Source organism: Azospirillum sp. INR13, assembly GCF_015390205.1.
Lineage (GTDB): Bacteria > Pseudomonadota > Alphaproteobacteria > Azospirillales > Azospirillaceae > Azospirillum.
In genome coordinates this window covers 41808-56303 of record NZ_VUOI01000017.1, presented here as the reverse complement: position 1 = coordinate 56303, position 14496 = coordinate 41808, and the positions used below count along the sequence as shown (strand labels likewise).

Below are 14496 nucleotides of genomic sequence, written 5' to 3'. Positions count from 1 at the left end.
TCGGCAGGGCGCGGGCAAGAGACTTTCGCGCTCCCTCTCCTTCTCCCCCCTCACCCTAACCCTCTCCCCGCTTTCGGCGGACCTTCGGTCCGCCTGCCGCGTCAGCGCAAACTTCGTTTGCGCGAGAGCGGGGGGGAGAGGGGACTGGTGCCCAATCCCGCCGGACCTGTTCGATCCGTCCGGCGCGCAGGATGTCGGTGGCGTGGGCGTCCATATGGGCGCGCAAACCCTCCGGCATGCCCGGCGACAGCGTGGCGCCCTCCACCGACCAGCGGGCCATCCAGGACAGGGTGCGCAGCCAGGTCAGCCGGCGCAGCGGCTTCAGCCAGGGCCGCACCTCGTCGGCGAGGTCGCCGGGAACCGCCATCGCCCAGGCCTCGACGAAGGCGTCGATGTCGGCCGGGGCCAGTTCCGCATTCACCGCCGGATCCCATTTGGTGGAGGTGTAGAGGCTGGCATGGGCGAGATCGCTGGCCGGGTGGCCGTATTGCAGTTTTTCCAGGTCGGTGAACCAGGCCTTGCCATGGCCGTCGATCAGGAAATTTCCGGGATGCACGTCCACCCCCACCGCGGTCAGCGGCATCGGGGTCTCCGGCGGCGGGGCGAGGTCGCCGGCTCTGGCGGCGGCAAGCTCTTCCGCGAACAGGGCGCGGGCGCCGGCGTCCAGCGCGGCACGGTCGAACCACTCCGCCTGCCGTTCCACCTGGGCCAGCAATGCAGCGACCGGATCGGGCGGGGCGGGCAGCGGCTCGTAGAAGTCCGGCGGGGCCATGCGGTGGATCGCGGCCAGCGCACGGGCGATGGCCGGCATGTCGTCCGGCAGGACGGGGGTGCGGCCCTCCACCTCGCCGACCACCAGCGCGCCCAGCGGCAGCCCCTCGCCCGGCGGCAGCAGGCCGGCGAAGCGCGGGGTGTGGCCCGACATTTCCGCCCGGCGGAAGGCGGCGGCCTGCCGGTCCAGCGCTGTCCAGGCGTCGAGGCCAAGCTGGCTCCAACGCGGAATGCGGGCGACCAGGCGGCGGCCTTGCAGGCGGACATGATCATGGGCGACGCCCTTCAGCGGCATCGGCTCCAGCGCGTCGGGGGGGAGGTCGGCAAGGCGCGGCAGCCGGATCAGGGCGGCGTGCAGGGCCTCCGTCGAATAGCCAGCCGGTTCGCTCACGCCATATGCTCGCGCAGGCGGGGCATCAGCTCCACGAGGTTGCAGGGGCGGTGGCGGTTGTCGAGCTGCCAGACCAGGATGTCGTCCCAGGCGTCACGGCAGGCGCTGGGCGAACCCGGCAGGGCGAAGATGTAGGTGCCGTTGGCGACGCCGCCGGTCGCACGGCTCTGAATGGTGGAGGTGCCGACCTTGGCGTAGCTGAGGTAACGGAACAGCTCGCCGAAGCCGGGGATCGCCTTTTCATAGAGCGCCTCGACCGCTTCCGGCGTCACGTCGCGGCCGGTGACCCCGGTGCCGCCGGTGGTCAGAACCACGTCGATCTGCGGATCGGCGATGTACGCCTGCACCTGCGCGCGGATCGCCGCGATGTCGTCGCGGACGATGGTCCGGGCGGCGAGCCTGTGGCCGGCCCCGGCGATCCGCTCCGCCAGTGCATCGCCGGAGCGGTCGTCGGCGGCGCCGCGGGTGTCGGACACCGTGATCACCGCGATGTTCACGGGAAGGAAGGGGCGGCTCTCGTCGATCTTCGGCATGGCGGCAGGCGTGTCCTCAAGTCGGGCCGGAGCCCGGCAAGGGCGCACCGGCGGTCAGGGTATCGGGCTGGCCTCCCCCCGCTCCGCCACCGTCTCCACCCGGGCCGGAACGGCCGGAGCGTCCGCGGTCACCGCAGCCGGGACCGCCGGCTTCGACGCCGGCAGCGGGTCCGGCTGGGCCGCGACCTGGGTCGCAGGGGCCTCCACCGGGATGTAGGACGGCCATTTCCCGTCGGCGACGGCATCGAGCGAGGCGGTCTCCTGGCCCAGCCGAAGCTGGTAGATCCAGAAGTTCGCCATCACCTTCTCCACATAGTCGCGCGTCTCGCCGAAGGAAAGGCTTTCGATGAACAGCAGCGGATCGGTGATGTCGCTCAGCTCCCGCCGCCAGCGCGCCAGCGTGCCCGGTCCGGCATTGTAGGCGGCGGCGGCCAGGAACAGGTTGCCGTCGATCTCCGGCATGCCCAGCAGCTCGTTCAGGTAACGCTGGCCCAACTCCATGTTGCGGGACGGATCGAACAGGGCGTCGCGGTTGGCGTCCTCGCTGCCGATGTCGGCGTGGCGTTCGCGCACATGCTGGGCGGTGCTGGGCAGGATCTGCATCAGCCCGGTCGCCCCGGCGGAGCTGACCAGACGCGGGTCGAAGCGCGATTCCTGGCGCATCACCGCGAAGACCAGCGCCCGGTCCACGGCGAAGCCGTCGCGCGGTGTCCAGTGCGGCAGCGGGTAGAGGGCGGCGGCATAGGGCGCGCCGTCCGGCCCGGCCACCGCGTTGCCCAGCCGCAGCGAGAGGGTCGCCACTCCGGCGCGGTCGGCCAGCGCCACCATCGCCTGTTCGACCAGCGGGTCGCCCTGGGGATGGATGCGTTGCAGCTCCATGCCCGCCAGTTCGCGCTGGTCCACCTGCAGCAGGGCGATGGCGCGGGATCCTGCCGGCTTGGCCGCCATCGCCGCCAAACTCTTCCCGCTCAGCTCCGGCGCCAGCCAGCGCACGTCGTGCAGCGTGCCCAGGGTGCGCAGCGCGATCAGCCCATAGAAGGTGTGGGGATAGCGGGCCGCGGCGGCCAGATGCTCCGCCGCCTCCTTCTCCTTGCCGGGCTTGCGGGACAGCGCGCGGGCTGCCCAATAGTCGGCGGCCGCCGCCTTCCAGGGGGAGCGCGGACCGGCGGCAGCCATGCCCTGGAAATGGCGGGCGGCACGGTCGGTCTGCTTCAGCCGCCATGCGGACAGCCCGGCGATCCAATGCGCCTCCGGCAGCATGTCGCCCGACCGGGCGGCGCTGGCGGAGGCAAGTGTCAGCGCCTGCGCCGTCTCGCCCGAATAATAGAGCGATGTCGCGATGCGGACGCGGGCGGCGTCGTACTGCACGGTGTCGAGCTTGCCGCCGAATTCGTCCTGGTTCAGCAGGGTCAGCGCGTTGCCGGCGCGGCCGGAACGCAGCAGCTCATCCACCCGCGCCATGGCGGCGCGGTCGCTGCGGGCGCGCGACACGGTGCGGCTGCGCGGGGCGACGGTGACGCTGTCGTCCTCGTCGTCCTCGTTCGCGGCGACGGTGCGCAAGCCGCCCAGCCGTTCCAGCGAGCCGACGAGGCGCACGCGCTCCTCCCCCCGCGGGGGCTTCGGCGCCCGCTGGCCGGCGGGCTGGCGCTTCTGCGCCAGGCTGTGCACCCGCTCCGCCCCGGCGAGGTCGCCGTAATCCTGCATCCAGCGGGCGAGTTCCTCGTAGCCGGCGCGGCGGTCGGGGTGGAGATAGCGCTGGCGCAGGACATAGCCGATCAGCCGGCGGTCCTTCAGCTTCGCCATCTCGGCATCGGCGGCGTCCCACTCCGCCCGGTCCTGCAGCGCGAAGATGCGGCGGTAGCGGCCGGCATCCTCCTCGTCCAGCTGGACGGCGCGGGCCTCGTCGTCGCCGGCGAGCAGCAGCGGGGAACCGGTCGGGCCGGTGGACGCATCGGCCGCCGGCGCGCCGAAAGACGGGTCGCCGGGAATGGCCGGGTCGGGGAGCCCCATGACCGGGTCGCCGGTGACCGTGTTATCGGTCGGCACGCCGAAATCGGGGGTATCGGGGTCAGGCACGGAATCCGGGCCGGGCGGGACGACGGCGTGACCGTCCGGCGCGTGAATAATGAGGGCGGCGCAAGCGGGCCGGAACCCGACCGCACCGTCGGGTCCCAGGGTGTAAGCCACCGCGAGACCCAGCACCCCCAGAAGGTTCCGCCGCAGCGGGACCGCATTCGCGGCCCGGTATGCTGCACTGCAAAATATCCGGAGCATTGTTCCGAAATAGCGCAAGCACCTGCGAACCGCAAGCAACGGATTCGCACGGAATGTGTCGTCGCCGGTATTCGCCAGTCTCTACAACGGGTTAAGGGGGGTGGGAAAATGGCCTTAGCCCGTTGGGAAGGTGCCTTTCGGCATGGCGGCATTACATTTGTGTCATGCAGTCGGCACAGTCATACCAACGATTTAGGAGGAGCCGCCGTGTCGATTTTTTGCTTACGAATACTTGTTTCCTTCTTCGTCGATCTTTTGCCGCAGCGCAAGCATGTCCCGCCATGCTTCCCGCTTTGCGATAGGGTTGCGCAAGAGGTACGCCGGATGGAGCATCGGCATCAGCGGCACCGGTGCGCCGGCTCCCTCATAGGACCGCCATTGCCCGCGCAGGCGGGTGATTCCCTCCGCCCGGTTCAGCAGGGTCTTGGCCGACACGCCGCCCAGCGCCACCAGCAGCTTCGGGCGGACCAACTCGACATGCCGTTCCAGGAAGGGCAGGCAGGCGGCGATCTCGGCCTGGGTCGGGCTCCGGTTGCCGGGCGGCCGCCAGGGTAGGATGTTGGTGATGTAGACCTTGCCGCGGTCCAGGCCGATCTGCGCCAGCATGCGGTCCAGCAGCTTGCCGCTGACCCCGACGAAGGGCTTGCCCTGCCGGTCCTCGTCCTCGCCCGGCGCCTCGCCGATCAGCATGATCGGAGCCTGCGGATTGCCGTCGGCGAAGACGGTGTTCATCGCGGTGGCCTTCAAAGGACAGCCGTCGAAGGAGCGCAACGCCGCTTCAAGCGCTTCCAGGGTCTGCGCCTCATGCGCGCGGGCACGGGCCTGGATGCCGGCCTCGCTGGCGCCCAGCGGCTGGTCGGGCGATGGGAAGAGTGCGGCCGGGCGCGGCGCGGCGGGGGCGGGTGCCCGAGTCGGTGCCGGACCGCGCGCCATACCGGCGCCCATACCGGCATTTGGCGCCGCACCGGCGCCCGCGGGCATGGCGCGCGCCGCCGGCCGGGCGGAGAAGGCGGCCCAGTCGATCGGCTCGTCGCCGATGGCCTCGTCGCAGCCGATGTCGGCATGCCAGCGCAGCGCGTCGAGGATGTCGCATACGTCAATCATCGTTTGACCTTACCACAGATCGTGTGGTCTTACATGTCCAGATACCCAATTTGGGTGCGGTGCAAACCGTGCTACAAGCACGCGCCCGCAAAACACCATAGGGCGTCCCGAGGGAAACAGTACCAAAACAAGACGGTGGGGGAGTGTGGTGATGGAACGCGAACCGCGCGAGGTCATGGAATACGATGTTCTGATCGTCGGCGCCGGCCCATCGGGCCTGAGTGCTGCGATCCGCCTGCGGCAGCGCGCGGTCGAGACCGGGCAGGAACTCAGCGTCTGCGTTATCGAGAAGGGGTCGGAGGTCGGCGCCCACCTGCTGTCCGGCGCCGTCTTCGAGCCGCATGCGCTGCAGGAGCTGATTCCCGACTGGAAGGAAAAGGGCGCGCCCCTCACCACCCCGGCGCGCGAGGACCATTTCCTCTTCCTGACGGAAACGAAGGCCTACAAGTCGCCCTTCGCCCCGCCGCAGATGAACAACCACGGCAACTACATCATCAGCCTGGGCAACCTGGCCCGCTGGATGGCGACCCAGGCCGAGGAGCTGGGGGTGGAGATCTACCCCGGCTTCGCCGCGGCCGAGGTGCTGTATGACGACAACGGTGCGGTGAAGGGCGTCGCCACCGGCGACATGGGCATCGGCAAGGACGGCGAGAAGACCGGCAACTACACGCCCGGCATGGAACTGCACGCCAAGCAGACCATCTTCGCCGAGGGCTGCCGCGGCTCGCTGACCAAGACGCTGTTCGAGCGGTTCGACCTGCGCCGCGATTGCCAGCCGCAGACCTACGGCATCGGCATCAAGGAGCTGTGGGAGGTCGATCCGTCGCAGTCGAAGCCCGGCCTGATCGTCCACACGATCGGCTGGCCGATGGACCCCAAGACCTATGGCGGGTCGTGGCTGTATCACATGGAAGGGAACCTGGTGTCGGTCGGCTTCGTCGTCGGCCTCGACTATTGGAACCCGCACATGAGCCCGTTCGAGGAGTTCCAGCGCTACAAGACCCACCCGGCGATCCGCCCGACCTTCGAGGGCGGCCGGCGTCTGTCCTATGGCGCCCGCGCCCTGTCGGAAGGCGGCTTCCAGTCGATCCCGAAGCTGACCTTCCCCGGCGGCCTGATCGTCGGCGACGGTGCCGGCTTCCTGAACGTGCCGAAGATCAAGGGCAACCACACCGCCATGAAGTCGGGCATGGTCGCGGCCGAGGCGGTGTTCGACCACCTGACCGGCGGCGCCGACAATGGTCCCGCCCAGAATAGCCCGGAGGTCATCGCCTATCCGGAGCGGCTGAAGCAGTCCTGGGTCTGGCCGGAGCTGCATGCCGTGCGCAACATCCGTCCCGGCTTCCAGAAGGGCCTGTGGGCCGGTCTGGCGAACGCCGCCTACGAGACGGCGCTGAAGGGCAAGTCGCCCTGGACGCTGAAGCACCACGCCGACCACACCACCCTGGTGAAGGCCGGCGAGGCGCCGAAGATCGCCTACCCCAAGCCGGACGGCAAGGTCACCTTCGACCGCCTGTCCTCGGTCTACCTCTCCAACACCAACCATGAGGAAGACCAGCCGGCGCACCTGACGCTGAAGGACAAGTCGGTCCCGATCAGCGTCAATCTGGCGCTCTACGACGCGCCGGAGCAGCGCTATTGCCCGGCCGGCGTCTACGAGATCGTCCGCAACGACGACGGCAGCGATCCGCGGCTGCAGATCAACGCGCAGAACTGCGTCCACTGCAAGACCTGCGACATCAAGGATCCCACCCAGAACATCAACTGGGTCGTGCCGGAAGGCGGCGGGGGGCCGAACTATCCGGGCGGGATGTAAGGGGGCGTTGCCCCCTCCCTCCCACGGCTTCGCCGCAGGTCCCTCCCTCCCCCGCTTTGCGGGAGAGGGATGGATTTGCGAAGCAGCGGCAGTTCCCTCTCCCGCGATCGGACCGGCCTCTGGCCGGCCGAGGGCGGGGGAGGGTTAGGGAGGGGGCAAACGCACGCGCCCTTCGCCGCATGCAAAAGGATGAACGGTGCCGGCACGCGGGTGCCGGTTGCGCCGCCGGTCACTCCTATCTATAACGCAAGCGGTAACCTCTCTGCGACGGCGCGATGATCGTTTCCTGTCCGACCTGTTCAACGCGCTACACCCTGTCCGACGAGTCGCTCGGCACCGACGGCCGGAAGGTGCGTTGTGCCCGCTGCGGCCACACATGGTGGCAGATGCCGGAATGGGCGGACCCCGAGCCGGTGGTTCCCGACGCACCGACGGAAATACGGCCGGCGAAACCGGCAAGGGTCGCAGTGGACGCGGCGGGAAAGAGCAAGCCCAAGCCGCCGAAGGCTCCACGCGCCAAGCCGGCGCGCAGCACGGTGATCGGCTTCGCCCTGCTGGGGGTGCTCGTCGCCGGGACCGTGGCCGGCGGCTATTTCGGCCGCGATGCCATCGTCCGCGGCTGGCCGCCCGCAGCCCTCTTCTACGAGACCATCGGGATACAGGCCGAGCCGCCGGGCTTCGGACTGGAGCTGCGCAGCATCCGTTCCGAACAGAAGCTGGAGGGCGGCAAGACCGTCCTGCTGCTGGACGGCGAGATCGCCAACACCACCGATGTCGAGCGCGCGCTGCCGCCGCTGCGCGCCATCACCTTCGGCGCCGAGCACAAGCCGCTGCAGAGCTGGACCATCGAACCGTCTGCGCCCGTGCTGCTGCCGGGTGCGGTGGTGAGCTTCCATCACAGCCAGCCGGATCCCGGCCCGGTGACCGAGGTGACCATCACCTTCGGCGGTCCGCCGCCGGGGCTGGATGCGCCGGCCACCGAAAAGCCGGCTGAAAAGCATGCTGCTGAAAAGCCCGCCGCTGCGGCCAAGCCCTCCGGTCACTGATCCGGTCGCCGCCCCGCCGCGTCACCGCTCCGGAATGCCGTACTTCCGCAGCTTGTTGGCGATCATGGTGTGCGAGGTGTTCAGCCGTGCCGCCAGCTTGCGGCTGGAGGGGAAGCGCGGGTAGAGCCGGCGCAGCAGCGACCGTTCGAAGCCGTCCACCGCGTCCTCCCAGCTTTCGGCATCCTCTGCCGGCACCTCTGCCGACTGCATGCCGGCCCCGGCCAGTTCCAGGTCCGCGGCATCCAGCGCGCCGCCGTCGCTCATGGTGACGGCGCGGAAGATGACGTTCTCCAACTGGCGCACATTGCCCGGCCAGCGGTTGGCGAGCAGTGCCGCCGCCGCCGCCGGTGTCAGCCGGCCGGGCGGACGGCGGGCCTGCGCCGCGGCGCGGGCGATGAAATGGCGGGCCAGCAGCAGGATGTCATGCCCGCGCTCCCGCAGCGGCGGCACGCTCAGCGTCAGCACGTTCAGGCGGTAGAACAGATCCTCGCGGAAGCTGTGGTCGGCGACCATCGCCTCCAGCGAGCGGTGGGTGGCGCTGATGACGCGGACGTCCACCTTCTGCTCACGCTCGCCGCCGACCCGGCGGAAGCTGCCGTCATTGAGGAAGCGCAGCAGCTTGGCCTGGAGATAGGCCGACATCTCGCCGATCTCGTCGAGGAACACGGTGCCGCCATGGGCAAGTTCCAGCAGGCCGGGCTTGCCGCCGCGCTGCGCCCCGGTGAAGGAACCGGGGGCGTAGCCGAACAGCTCGCTCTCCGCCAGATTTTCCGGCACGGCGGCGCAGTTCAGCGCCAGGAAGGGCTTGTCGCGGCGTGGACTGGCGCGGTGGCAGGCATGGGCGATCAGCTCCTTGCCGGTGCCGGTCTCGCCCAGGATCAGCAACGGCGCCTCCATCGCGGCGACGCGTGCGGCCCGCGCCTTCAACGCCCGCACCGGCGGCGATTCGCCGAGGATGCGGTCGAAGCCGCCTTCATCGAAATTCTGGATCGCATTCAGGCGCTCGCCCAGGCGAGACGGGGTGAACAGGGTGATGACGGCGCCCGCGGCCTCGACATCGACGATGGGCGTCACCTCCAGCAGGAAGGGCTGACCGTTCAGCGTCACCTCGCGACCCGACATGCGGAAGCCGCCATCGGTCAGTTCGCGCGTCAGGCCCGGTTCGCCGAACAGATCGCCGAGGTCGAGCCCGGCCAGCCGCGATTCCGGCAACCCGGCGACCTGCGCGGCGGCGGCGCTCGCCACCACGACGCAGGCCGCGCGGTCGACCGCCAGCACCGGGTCGGGCAGGGCGGCGAGCAGGGCGTCCAAGTGCAGGCGCCGCCGCGTGCCTGGCAGCATGTCGATGGCGGCCACCGCCTGCACGCCGGCGATGCGTTGCAGCGCGTCCGACAGGGCGGGGAGCGCCGCCGGATCGAGGCCGGGGGCGTCGATGTGGATCAGCGGCGGATCGACCTCGACGCCGACGACGTTGAGCCGGCGCAGCGCCAGCACGGCGAGGATCTCATGGGCGATGCCGACGCGGTCGGTGAAGGTGACTTCGATGCGCATGGGGGTGGCTGTTGGGGGTGCTGGAGTGGCAAACACTTGCCCCCACCCCAACCCTCCCCCGCTGGGCGGGGGAGGGAGCAGGTTCTTAGGCGGGAGAGCGGCGGTAGTCCCCTCTCCCGCCCAGCGGGGGAGGGTTAGGGTGGGGGTTCGTGGCAACCACTGTACACAATTCGTTACGCCGTATCAAAATCTTTACACCACTCCAACCCCTTGCTCTTCAACACTCATCACCCTCAAATCCATCCTCCTGTAAACATCCGCATACACCCAACGCCCCATCACTCCCCCCACACGGCAGCAAATCCGCCATTTCCGCCTTTGGCACGCCCTTTGCGAACTCTCCCCCAAGCGAAGTCATCCATCCCCTTGGGAGCCAGTCTCATGCGCGTGATCGTTCTGGGCAGCGGCGTCATCGGTGTCACCACCGCCTATTATCTGGCGCGTGCCGGGCATGAGGTGACCGTGCTGGACCGTCAGGCCGGCCCGGCGCTGGAGACCAGCTATGCCAACGCGGGCGAGGTGTCGCCGGGCTATTCCGCTCCCTGGGCGGCGCCGGGGCTGATGCTGAAGGCCGCCAAATGGATGATGATGAAGCATTCGCCGCTGGTGATCCGGCCGAAGCTGGATCCGGCGATGTGGTCCTGGTGCCTGAAGCTGCTGGCCAACGCCAACGAGGCGAGCTACCAGCTGAACAAGAGCCGCATGGTCCGCGTCGCCGAATACAGCCGCGATTGCCTGAAGGCTCTGCGCGCCGAAACCGGCATCACCTATGACGAGCGCACCCAGGGCACGCTGCAGGTCTTCCGCACCCAGAAGCAGATGGACGCCGCCGGCTACGACATGGCGGTGCTGGAGCGCTACGGCGTTCCCTACAGCCTGTTCGACCGCGACGGCCTGACCTCGGTCGAGCCGGCTCTGGCCCATGTGAAGGACAAGCTGGTCGGTGCGCTGCACCTGCCGGGCGACGAGACCGGCGACTGCTTCCAGTTCACCGGAAAGCTGGCCGCCTATGCCGCCAAGCGCGGGGTGGAGTTCCGTTACGGCGTCTCCATCCGCGGGTTGGAGAGCGACGGGCGCAGGATCACCGGCGTGCTGACCGATCAGGGCACGCTGACCGCCGACAGCTACATCGTCGCCATGGGCAGCTATTCGCCCAAGCTGGTAAAGCCGCTGGGCATCGACCTGCCGGTCTATCCGGTGAAGGGCTATTCGCTGACCCTGCCGATCACCGACGCCGCCCACGCGCCGGAATCGACGGTGATGGACGAGACGCACAAGATCGCCGTCACCCGCCTGGGCGACCGCATCCGCGTCGGCGGTACGGCGGAGCTGACCGGCTTCGACCTGACCTTGCGCGAAAGCCGCCGTGGTCCGCTGGACCATGTGGTCAGCGACCTCTTCCCGAAGGGCGGCGACCTGTCGAAGGCGGAGTTCTGGACCGGCCTGCGCCCGAACACGCCGGACGGCACGCCGATCCTGGGGCCGACCGACATCCGCAACCTGTACCTCAACACCGGCCACGGCACGCTGGGCTGGACGATGTCCGCCGGCTCGGCCCGCGTGCTGGCCGACGTGGTCAGCGGCCGCCAGACCGAGATCGACATGGAAGGCCTCAGCGTCGAGCGCTACGGCCGCAAGCCGTCGGTGGCGGTGTCGCGCCCGGCGGCGGTGCGTCCGGCCTGACCCGAATACGGCACCCGCACCGCGCGGCGGACGCGGGTCATCGCCAGCTCGAGCAGGGCGGCGTCGGCGATTTCGGCTCCATCCAGCCGATGTCGCCCGCGCCGCCCCTCGCATTTCTCCACCCGGTGGCCGAGGCGCCTGAGATGCAGGATCGCCTCGTAGAGCCGGGTCGCCGGCTCTGCCGCTGGACGGGCCGTCATGGGTGGACCACCAGGACGACCAGCCGCTTCGGGCCGTGGACGCCGTAGGCCAGCGTCTGCTCGATGTCGGCGGTCTTGCTGGGGCCGGACACCAGCAGCACGTTGGTCGGCATTGCCTGCGCCCACCCCTGCTCGCGCATGGCCTGCAGGAAGGTGTCGTAGAGGGCGTCGGTGCGCAGCAGCGCGATGTGGATGTGCGGGATCAGCGACAGGGTGCGCGGCTCGTCCGCCGTCGGCCACAGGATCAGGCTGCCGGTCTCGGCGATGGCGCCGCGGGTGGTGGTCAGGCCGGCGTCGATGGACTCGAACAGCTGGGGCTTGAGGTCTTCGAGCGGACGGTCGTAGGGGATCAGGGTGGGGGTCGGCGTCGGCGTTGATTCCCTCTCCCCCCCAACGCGAGCTTTGCTCGCGTTGCCGACAGGCGAAGCGCAGCTTCGCTGAAAGGCGGGGAGAGGGTTAGGGGGATGCGCGGCGGGACCTTCGGGGGAATCATGCGATGCATCCCCCTCACCCCGACCCTCTCCCCGGGGGGGAGAGGGGGATACGGCGTTCCACCCCTCGACCAACCGTTTCCCGGCCTCAGTCGCCGGCGCGTAGAGCAGCGACTCCACGCCCTCCCGCGCCAGGAACTCCCTTAGCACCGCCGGCCAGTCGGCCTCGGTCGCGTCGAGGAATTCCGTATGCACCGCCTCCATCAGGCGGCGGATGCGCGGCAGGCGCTCCTCCGCCGCCCACTGCTTCGCCTCGATGGGCGCGAAGTCCGAGGCGGGCGGGGTCAGCGGGTGGGCGTCGCGGGTGGCGCGCAGCTTCGTCAGGATCGAGTTGCGGGCATCAGACATCGGGAACCCCCTTGGCGCGGGCGAGGTCGTGCAGGGTGCGGCCGGCGAAGCGCGGCTTGGTGCGGACGTTGGTCCACTCCTTCAGCATGGGCAGCGACGACGGTGCCGCATTGCCGAGTTTGCTCATCGCCAGCGTCGCGACGCGGTAGGCGGTGGGGGAGGCGTTCATCGCCGCCCAGCCGCTCCACACCATCGCTTCCGCCCGGCTGGCCTTGGCGCCGCCGTCCTTCACCGCGCCGCCGGGCTTCACCGCCTCCACCCGCAGCCGGCCCATGATCTCGACGATGGGGATCTTCACCGGGCAGATCTCGACGCAGGCGTTGCACATGGTGCAGGCGTGGGGCATGGCGCCGCGCTTGGCCAATCCCTCGATCTGCGGCACCAGGATCTTGCCGATGGGGCCGGGATAGGGCGCCTCATAGGCATGGCCGCCGACCTTGGTGTAGACCGGGCAGTGGTTCATGCAGGCGCCGCAGCGGATGCAGCGCAGGGTGTCGCGCAGTTCCGGGTCGGCGTAGATGCTGGAACGGCCATTGTCGAGGATGACCAGATGCACCTCGCGCGGGCCATCCTTCTCTCCGTCCTTGCGGGGGCCGGAGATCATGTTGACGTAGGTGGTGATCGGCTGGCCGGTGGCGGAGCGCGGCAGCAGGCTGATGACCGGCGGCACGTCCTCCAGCTTTTCCACCACCTTCTCCAGCCCCATGAAGGCGATGTGGACCGGCGGCACCGTGGTGCACATGCGGCCGTTGCCCTCATTCTCGATCAGGCAGAGGGTGCCGGTCTCCGCCACCGCGGCGTTGACTCCGGACATGCCGACGTCGGCGGCCTGGAACTTGGCGCGCAGCACCCGGCGGGCGAGGTCGGTCAGATAGGCTGCATCCTCCCGGCTTTCGGCATCCTTGATCTTGCGCTTGAACAGATGGGCGATCTGCTTGGTGTTCAGGTGGATCGCCGGCATGATGATGTGCGACGGCATGGTGCCGTCCAGCTGCACGATGTATTCGCCGAGGTCGCTTTCCAAAACCTCGATGCCGTCCTTTTCCAGGACGGCGTTCAGGTGCATCTCCTCCGTCACCATCGACTTGCCCTTGACCACCAGCTTGGCGTTGGTCTTGTGCAGGATGTCGAGCGCGATGGCGTTGGCTTCGTCCGTCGTGGCGGCCCAATGGACGGTGATGCCGTTGCGGGTGCAGTTCTCCTCCAGCTTTTCCAGCAGCTCCGGCAGCTTCGACAGGGCGCGCAGCCGGACCGAGGCGGCCAGCGCCCGCACGCCATGCCATTCGCCCGCGTCGGCGAACTGGGCGGCGCGCTTGGTCATCAGCCCGTCCATGGCGCGGCGGAAGTTGCCGCGCAGCTGCGGGTCGGCCAGCGCCGCGCGGGAGGCGGCGGCGAAATCCGGTGCGTTACCGTCCATGGATGCGCTCCTTCAGGAACTGGGCGATGTGCTGGCCGCGCGCGGCCTTGGCTCCGGCCTCCAGCGCGCCGCCGATGTTCAGCAGGCAGCCGCAGTCGCCCGACACCACGCGGGCGGCGCCGGTGCCCTCGATGTCCGCCACCTTGTCGCCGACCATCGCGGCGGAGATCTCCGGATGGCGCACGGCGAAGGTGCCGCCGAAGCCGCAGCATTCCTTCTCCCGCTTCAGTTCGACCAGCTCGACATTGGCGAGCTGGCGCAGCAGCGCCTTCGGTTCCTCCACCACGCCCATCTCGCGCTGGGCATGGCAGGAGGCGTGCCAGGTGACGCGCAGCGGCTCGCCCTGGTCGGTGAGGCGGACGTCCAGCACATGGACCAGGAACTGCGTCAGCTCCCACACGCGGGACGCAACCTGCACGGCCTTGGCCTCGTCCGCCTCGCCGCGGAACAGGTCGGGCCAGTGCTTCTTCATCATGCCGGCGCAGGAACCGGACGGCACGACGATGGGATCGTCGCCGGGGAACAGGTCCAGCTGGGCACGGGCGACCTTCAGGGCATCGGCCCGGTAGCCGGAATTGTAGGCGGGCTGGCCGCAGCAGCTTTGGCCCTGGGGGAAGACGACGGTCAGGCCCTGGGACTGCAGCAGCTCGATCCCCGCCATGCCGGCGTCGGGGAAGAACAGGTCGACGAGGCAGGTGCCGAAGTAATAGACGCGGGTGGGTTTGGGGGGCTGGTGGTCCATGGGCGTTTCCTCAGCGTCTTAGTTATTGCCCCCACCCCGACCCTCCCCCGCTGGGCGAGGGAGGGGGACAGGAGCTTTGTCGGCGCTCTAGCGGCAGTCCCCTCCCCCGCCCAGCGGGGGAGGGTTAGG

The 14496-nt window shown here is 69.4% G+C and carries 12 protein-coding genes; 3 read left to right on the top strand and 9 right to left on the bottom strand.

Annotation, left to right across the window (positions count from 1 at the left end; all coding sequences use genetic code 11):
• Positions 1 to 55: 55 nt before the first annotated feature.
• The 4 genes from F1643_RS13735 to F1643_RS13720 all read right to left on the bottom strand — a co-directional run bounded on the left by F1643_RS13735 (position 56) and on the right by F1643_RS13720 (position 5073).
• Positions 56 to 1162, bottom strand: coding sequence for an aminoglycoside phosphotransferase family protein (locus tag F1643_RS13735; RefSeq protein ID WP_370540592.1), 1107 nt, complete (start codon positions 1160 to 1162; stop codon positions 56 to 58).
• A complete protein-coding gene (gene moaB, locus F1643_RS13730; RefSeq protein ID WP_194913754.1) occupies positions 1159 to 1695 on the bottom strand; it encodes a molybdenum cofactor biosynthesis protein B in 537 nt (178 codons plus the stop codon). Before moaB ends, F1643_RS13735 begins: the two co-directional genes overlap by 4 nt.
• 54 nt (positions 1696 to 1749) lie before the next feature.
• A complete protein-coding gene (locus tag F1643_RS13725) occupies positions 1750 to 3771 on the bottom strand; it encodes a lytic transglycosylase domain-containing protein (protein ID WP_370540591.1) in 2022 nt (673 codons plus the stop codon).
• Positions 3772 to 4191: 420 nt separating this feature from the next.
• On the bottom strand, positions 4192 to 5073 hold the full coding sequence (locus tag F1643_RS13720; RefSeq protein ID WP_194913752.1) for a uracil-DNA glycosylase family protein: 882 nt from the start codon (positions 5071 to 5073) through the stop codon (positions 4192 to 4194).
• Between the two features lie 151 nt (positions 5074 to 5224).
• On the opposite strand from F1643_RS13720, the gene F1643_RS13715 reads away from it, so the two are divergent.
• On the top strand, positions 5225 to 6889 hold the full coding sequence (locus tag F1643_RS13715) for an electron transfer flavoprotein-ubiquinone oxidoreductase (RefSeq protein ID WP_194913751.1): 1665 nt from the start codon (positions 5225 to 5227) through the stop codon (positions 6887 to 6889).
• Between the two features lie 275 nt (positions 6890 to 7164).
• Positions 7165 to 7935, top strand: a complete 771-nt coding sequence (locus F1643_RS13710; protein ID WP_194913750.1) for an MJ0042-type zinc finger domain-containing protein — start codon at positions 7165 to 7167, stop codon at positions 7933 to 7935.
• 21 nt (positions 7936 to 7956) lie between these two features.
• Here the strand turns inward: F1643_RS13710 and F1643_RS13705 are convergent, their stop codons facing one another.
• Positions 7957 to 9486, bottom strand: coding sequence for a sigma 54-interacting transcriptional regulator (locus F1643_RS13705; RefSeq protein WP_194913749.1), 1530 nt, complete (start codon positions 9484 to 9486; stop codon positions 7957 to 7959).
• 381 nt (positions 9487 to 9867) lie between these two features.
• Between F1643_RS13705 and F1643_RS13700 the strand changes: the two genes are divergently transcribed.
• Positions 9868 to 11169 carry a D-amino acid dehydrogenase gene (locus tag F1643_RS13700; protein WP_194913747.1) on the top strand — a complete coding sequence of 434 codons (1302 nt, stop codon included), beginning with the start codon at positions 9868 to 9870 and terminating at the stop codon, positions 11167 to 11169.
• On the opposite strand, the gene F1643_RS13695 is transcribed toward F1643_RS13700, so the two are convergent.
• The 4 genes from F1643_RS13695 to F1643_RS13675 are packed head-to-tail and all read right to left on the bottom strand — an operon-like array spanning position 11112 to position 14367.
• The gene (locus F1643_RS13695; protein ID WP_194913746.1) at positions 11112 to 11369 is read right to left on the bottom strand and encodes a hypothetical protein; all 258 of its coding nucleotides are present in this window, start codon (positions 11367 to 11369) and stop codon (positions 11112 to 11114) included. The two genes, F1643_RS13700 and F1643_RS13695, sit on opposite strands and share 58 nt — an antisense overlap.
• The gene (locus F1643_RS23260) at positions 11366 to 12208 is read right to left on the bottom strand and encodes a lactate utilization protein (protein WP_255542771.1); all 843 of its coding nucleotides are present in this window, start codon (positions 12206 to 12208) and stop codon (positions 11366 to 11368) included. Before F1643_RS23260 ends, F1643_RS13695 begins: the two co-directional genes overlap by 4 nt.
• Positions 12201 to 13625, bottom strand: coding sequence for a LutB/LldF family L-lactate oxidation iron-sulfur protein (locus F1643_RS13680; protein ID WP_194913745.1), 1425 nt, complete (start codon positions 13623 to 13625; stop codon positions 12201 to 12203). Before F1643_RS13680 ends, F1643_RS23260 begins: the two co-directional genes overlap by 8 nt.
• The gene (locus F1643_RS13675; protein ID WP_194913744.1) at positions 13615 to 14367 is read right to left on the bottom strand and encodes a (Fe-S)-binding protein; all 753 of its coding nucleotides are present in this window, start codon (positions 14365 to 14367) and stop codon (positions 13615 to 13617) included. The genes F1643_RS13680 and F1643_RS13675 overlap by 11 nt, the downstream gene beginning before the upstream one ends.
• Positions 14368 to 14496: the final 129 nt, after the last annotated feature.

Coding starts and splice junctions, on each gene's coding strand:
- F1643_RS13705 (WP_194913749.1), bottom strand. CDS start 9,486: ATGCGCATCGAAGTCACCTTCACCGACCGCGTCGGCATCGCCCATGAG.
- F1643_RS13710 (WP_194913750.1), top strand. CDS start 7,165: ATGATCGTTTCCTGTCCGACCTGTTCAACGCGCTACACCCTGTCCGAC.
- F1643_RS13700 (WP_194913747.1), top strand. CDS start 9,868: ATGCGCGTGATCGTTCTGGGCAGCGGCGTCATCGGTGTCACCACCGCC.
- F1643_RS13695 (WP_194913746.1), bottom strand. CDS start 11,369: ATGACGGCCCGTCCAGCGGCAGAGCCGGCGACCCGGCTCTACGAGGCG.
- moaB (WP_194913754.1), bottom strand. CDS start 1,695: ATGCCGAAGATCGACGAGAGCCGCCCCTTCCTTCCCGTGAACATCGCG.
- F1643_RS23260 (WP_255542771.1), bottom strand. CDS start 12,208: ATGTCTGATGCCCGCAACTCGATCCTGACGAAGCTGCGCGCCACCCGC.
- F1643_RS13680 (WP_194913745.1), bottom strand. CDS start 13,625: ATGGACGGTAACGCACCGGATTTCGCCGCCGCCTCCCGCGCGGCGCTG.
- F1643_RS13720 (WP_194913752.1), bottom strand. CDS start 5,073: ATGATTGACGTATGCGACATCCTCGACGCGCTGCGCTGGCATGCCGAC.
- F1643_RS13675 (WP_194913744.1), bottom strand. CDS start 14,367: ATGGACCACCAGCCCCCCAAACCCACCCGCGTCTATTACTTCGGCACC.
- F1643_RS13715 (WP_194913751.1), top strand. CDS start 5,225: ATGGAACGCGAACCGCGCGAGGTCATGGAATACGATGTTCTGATCGTC.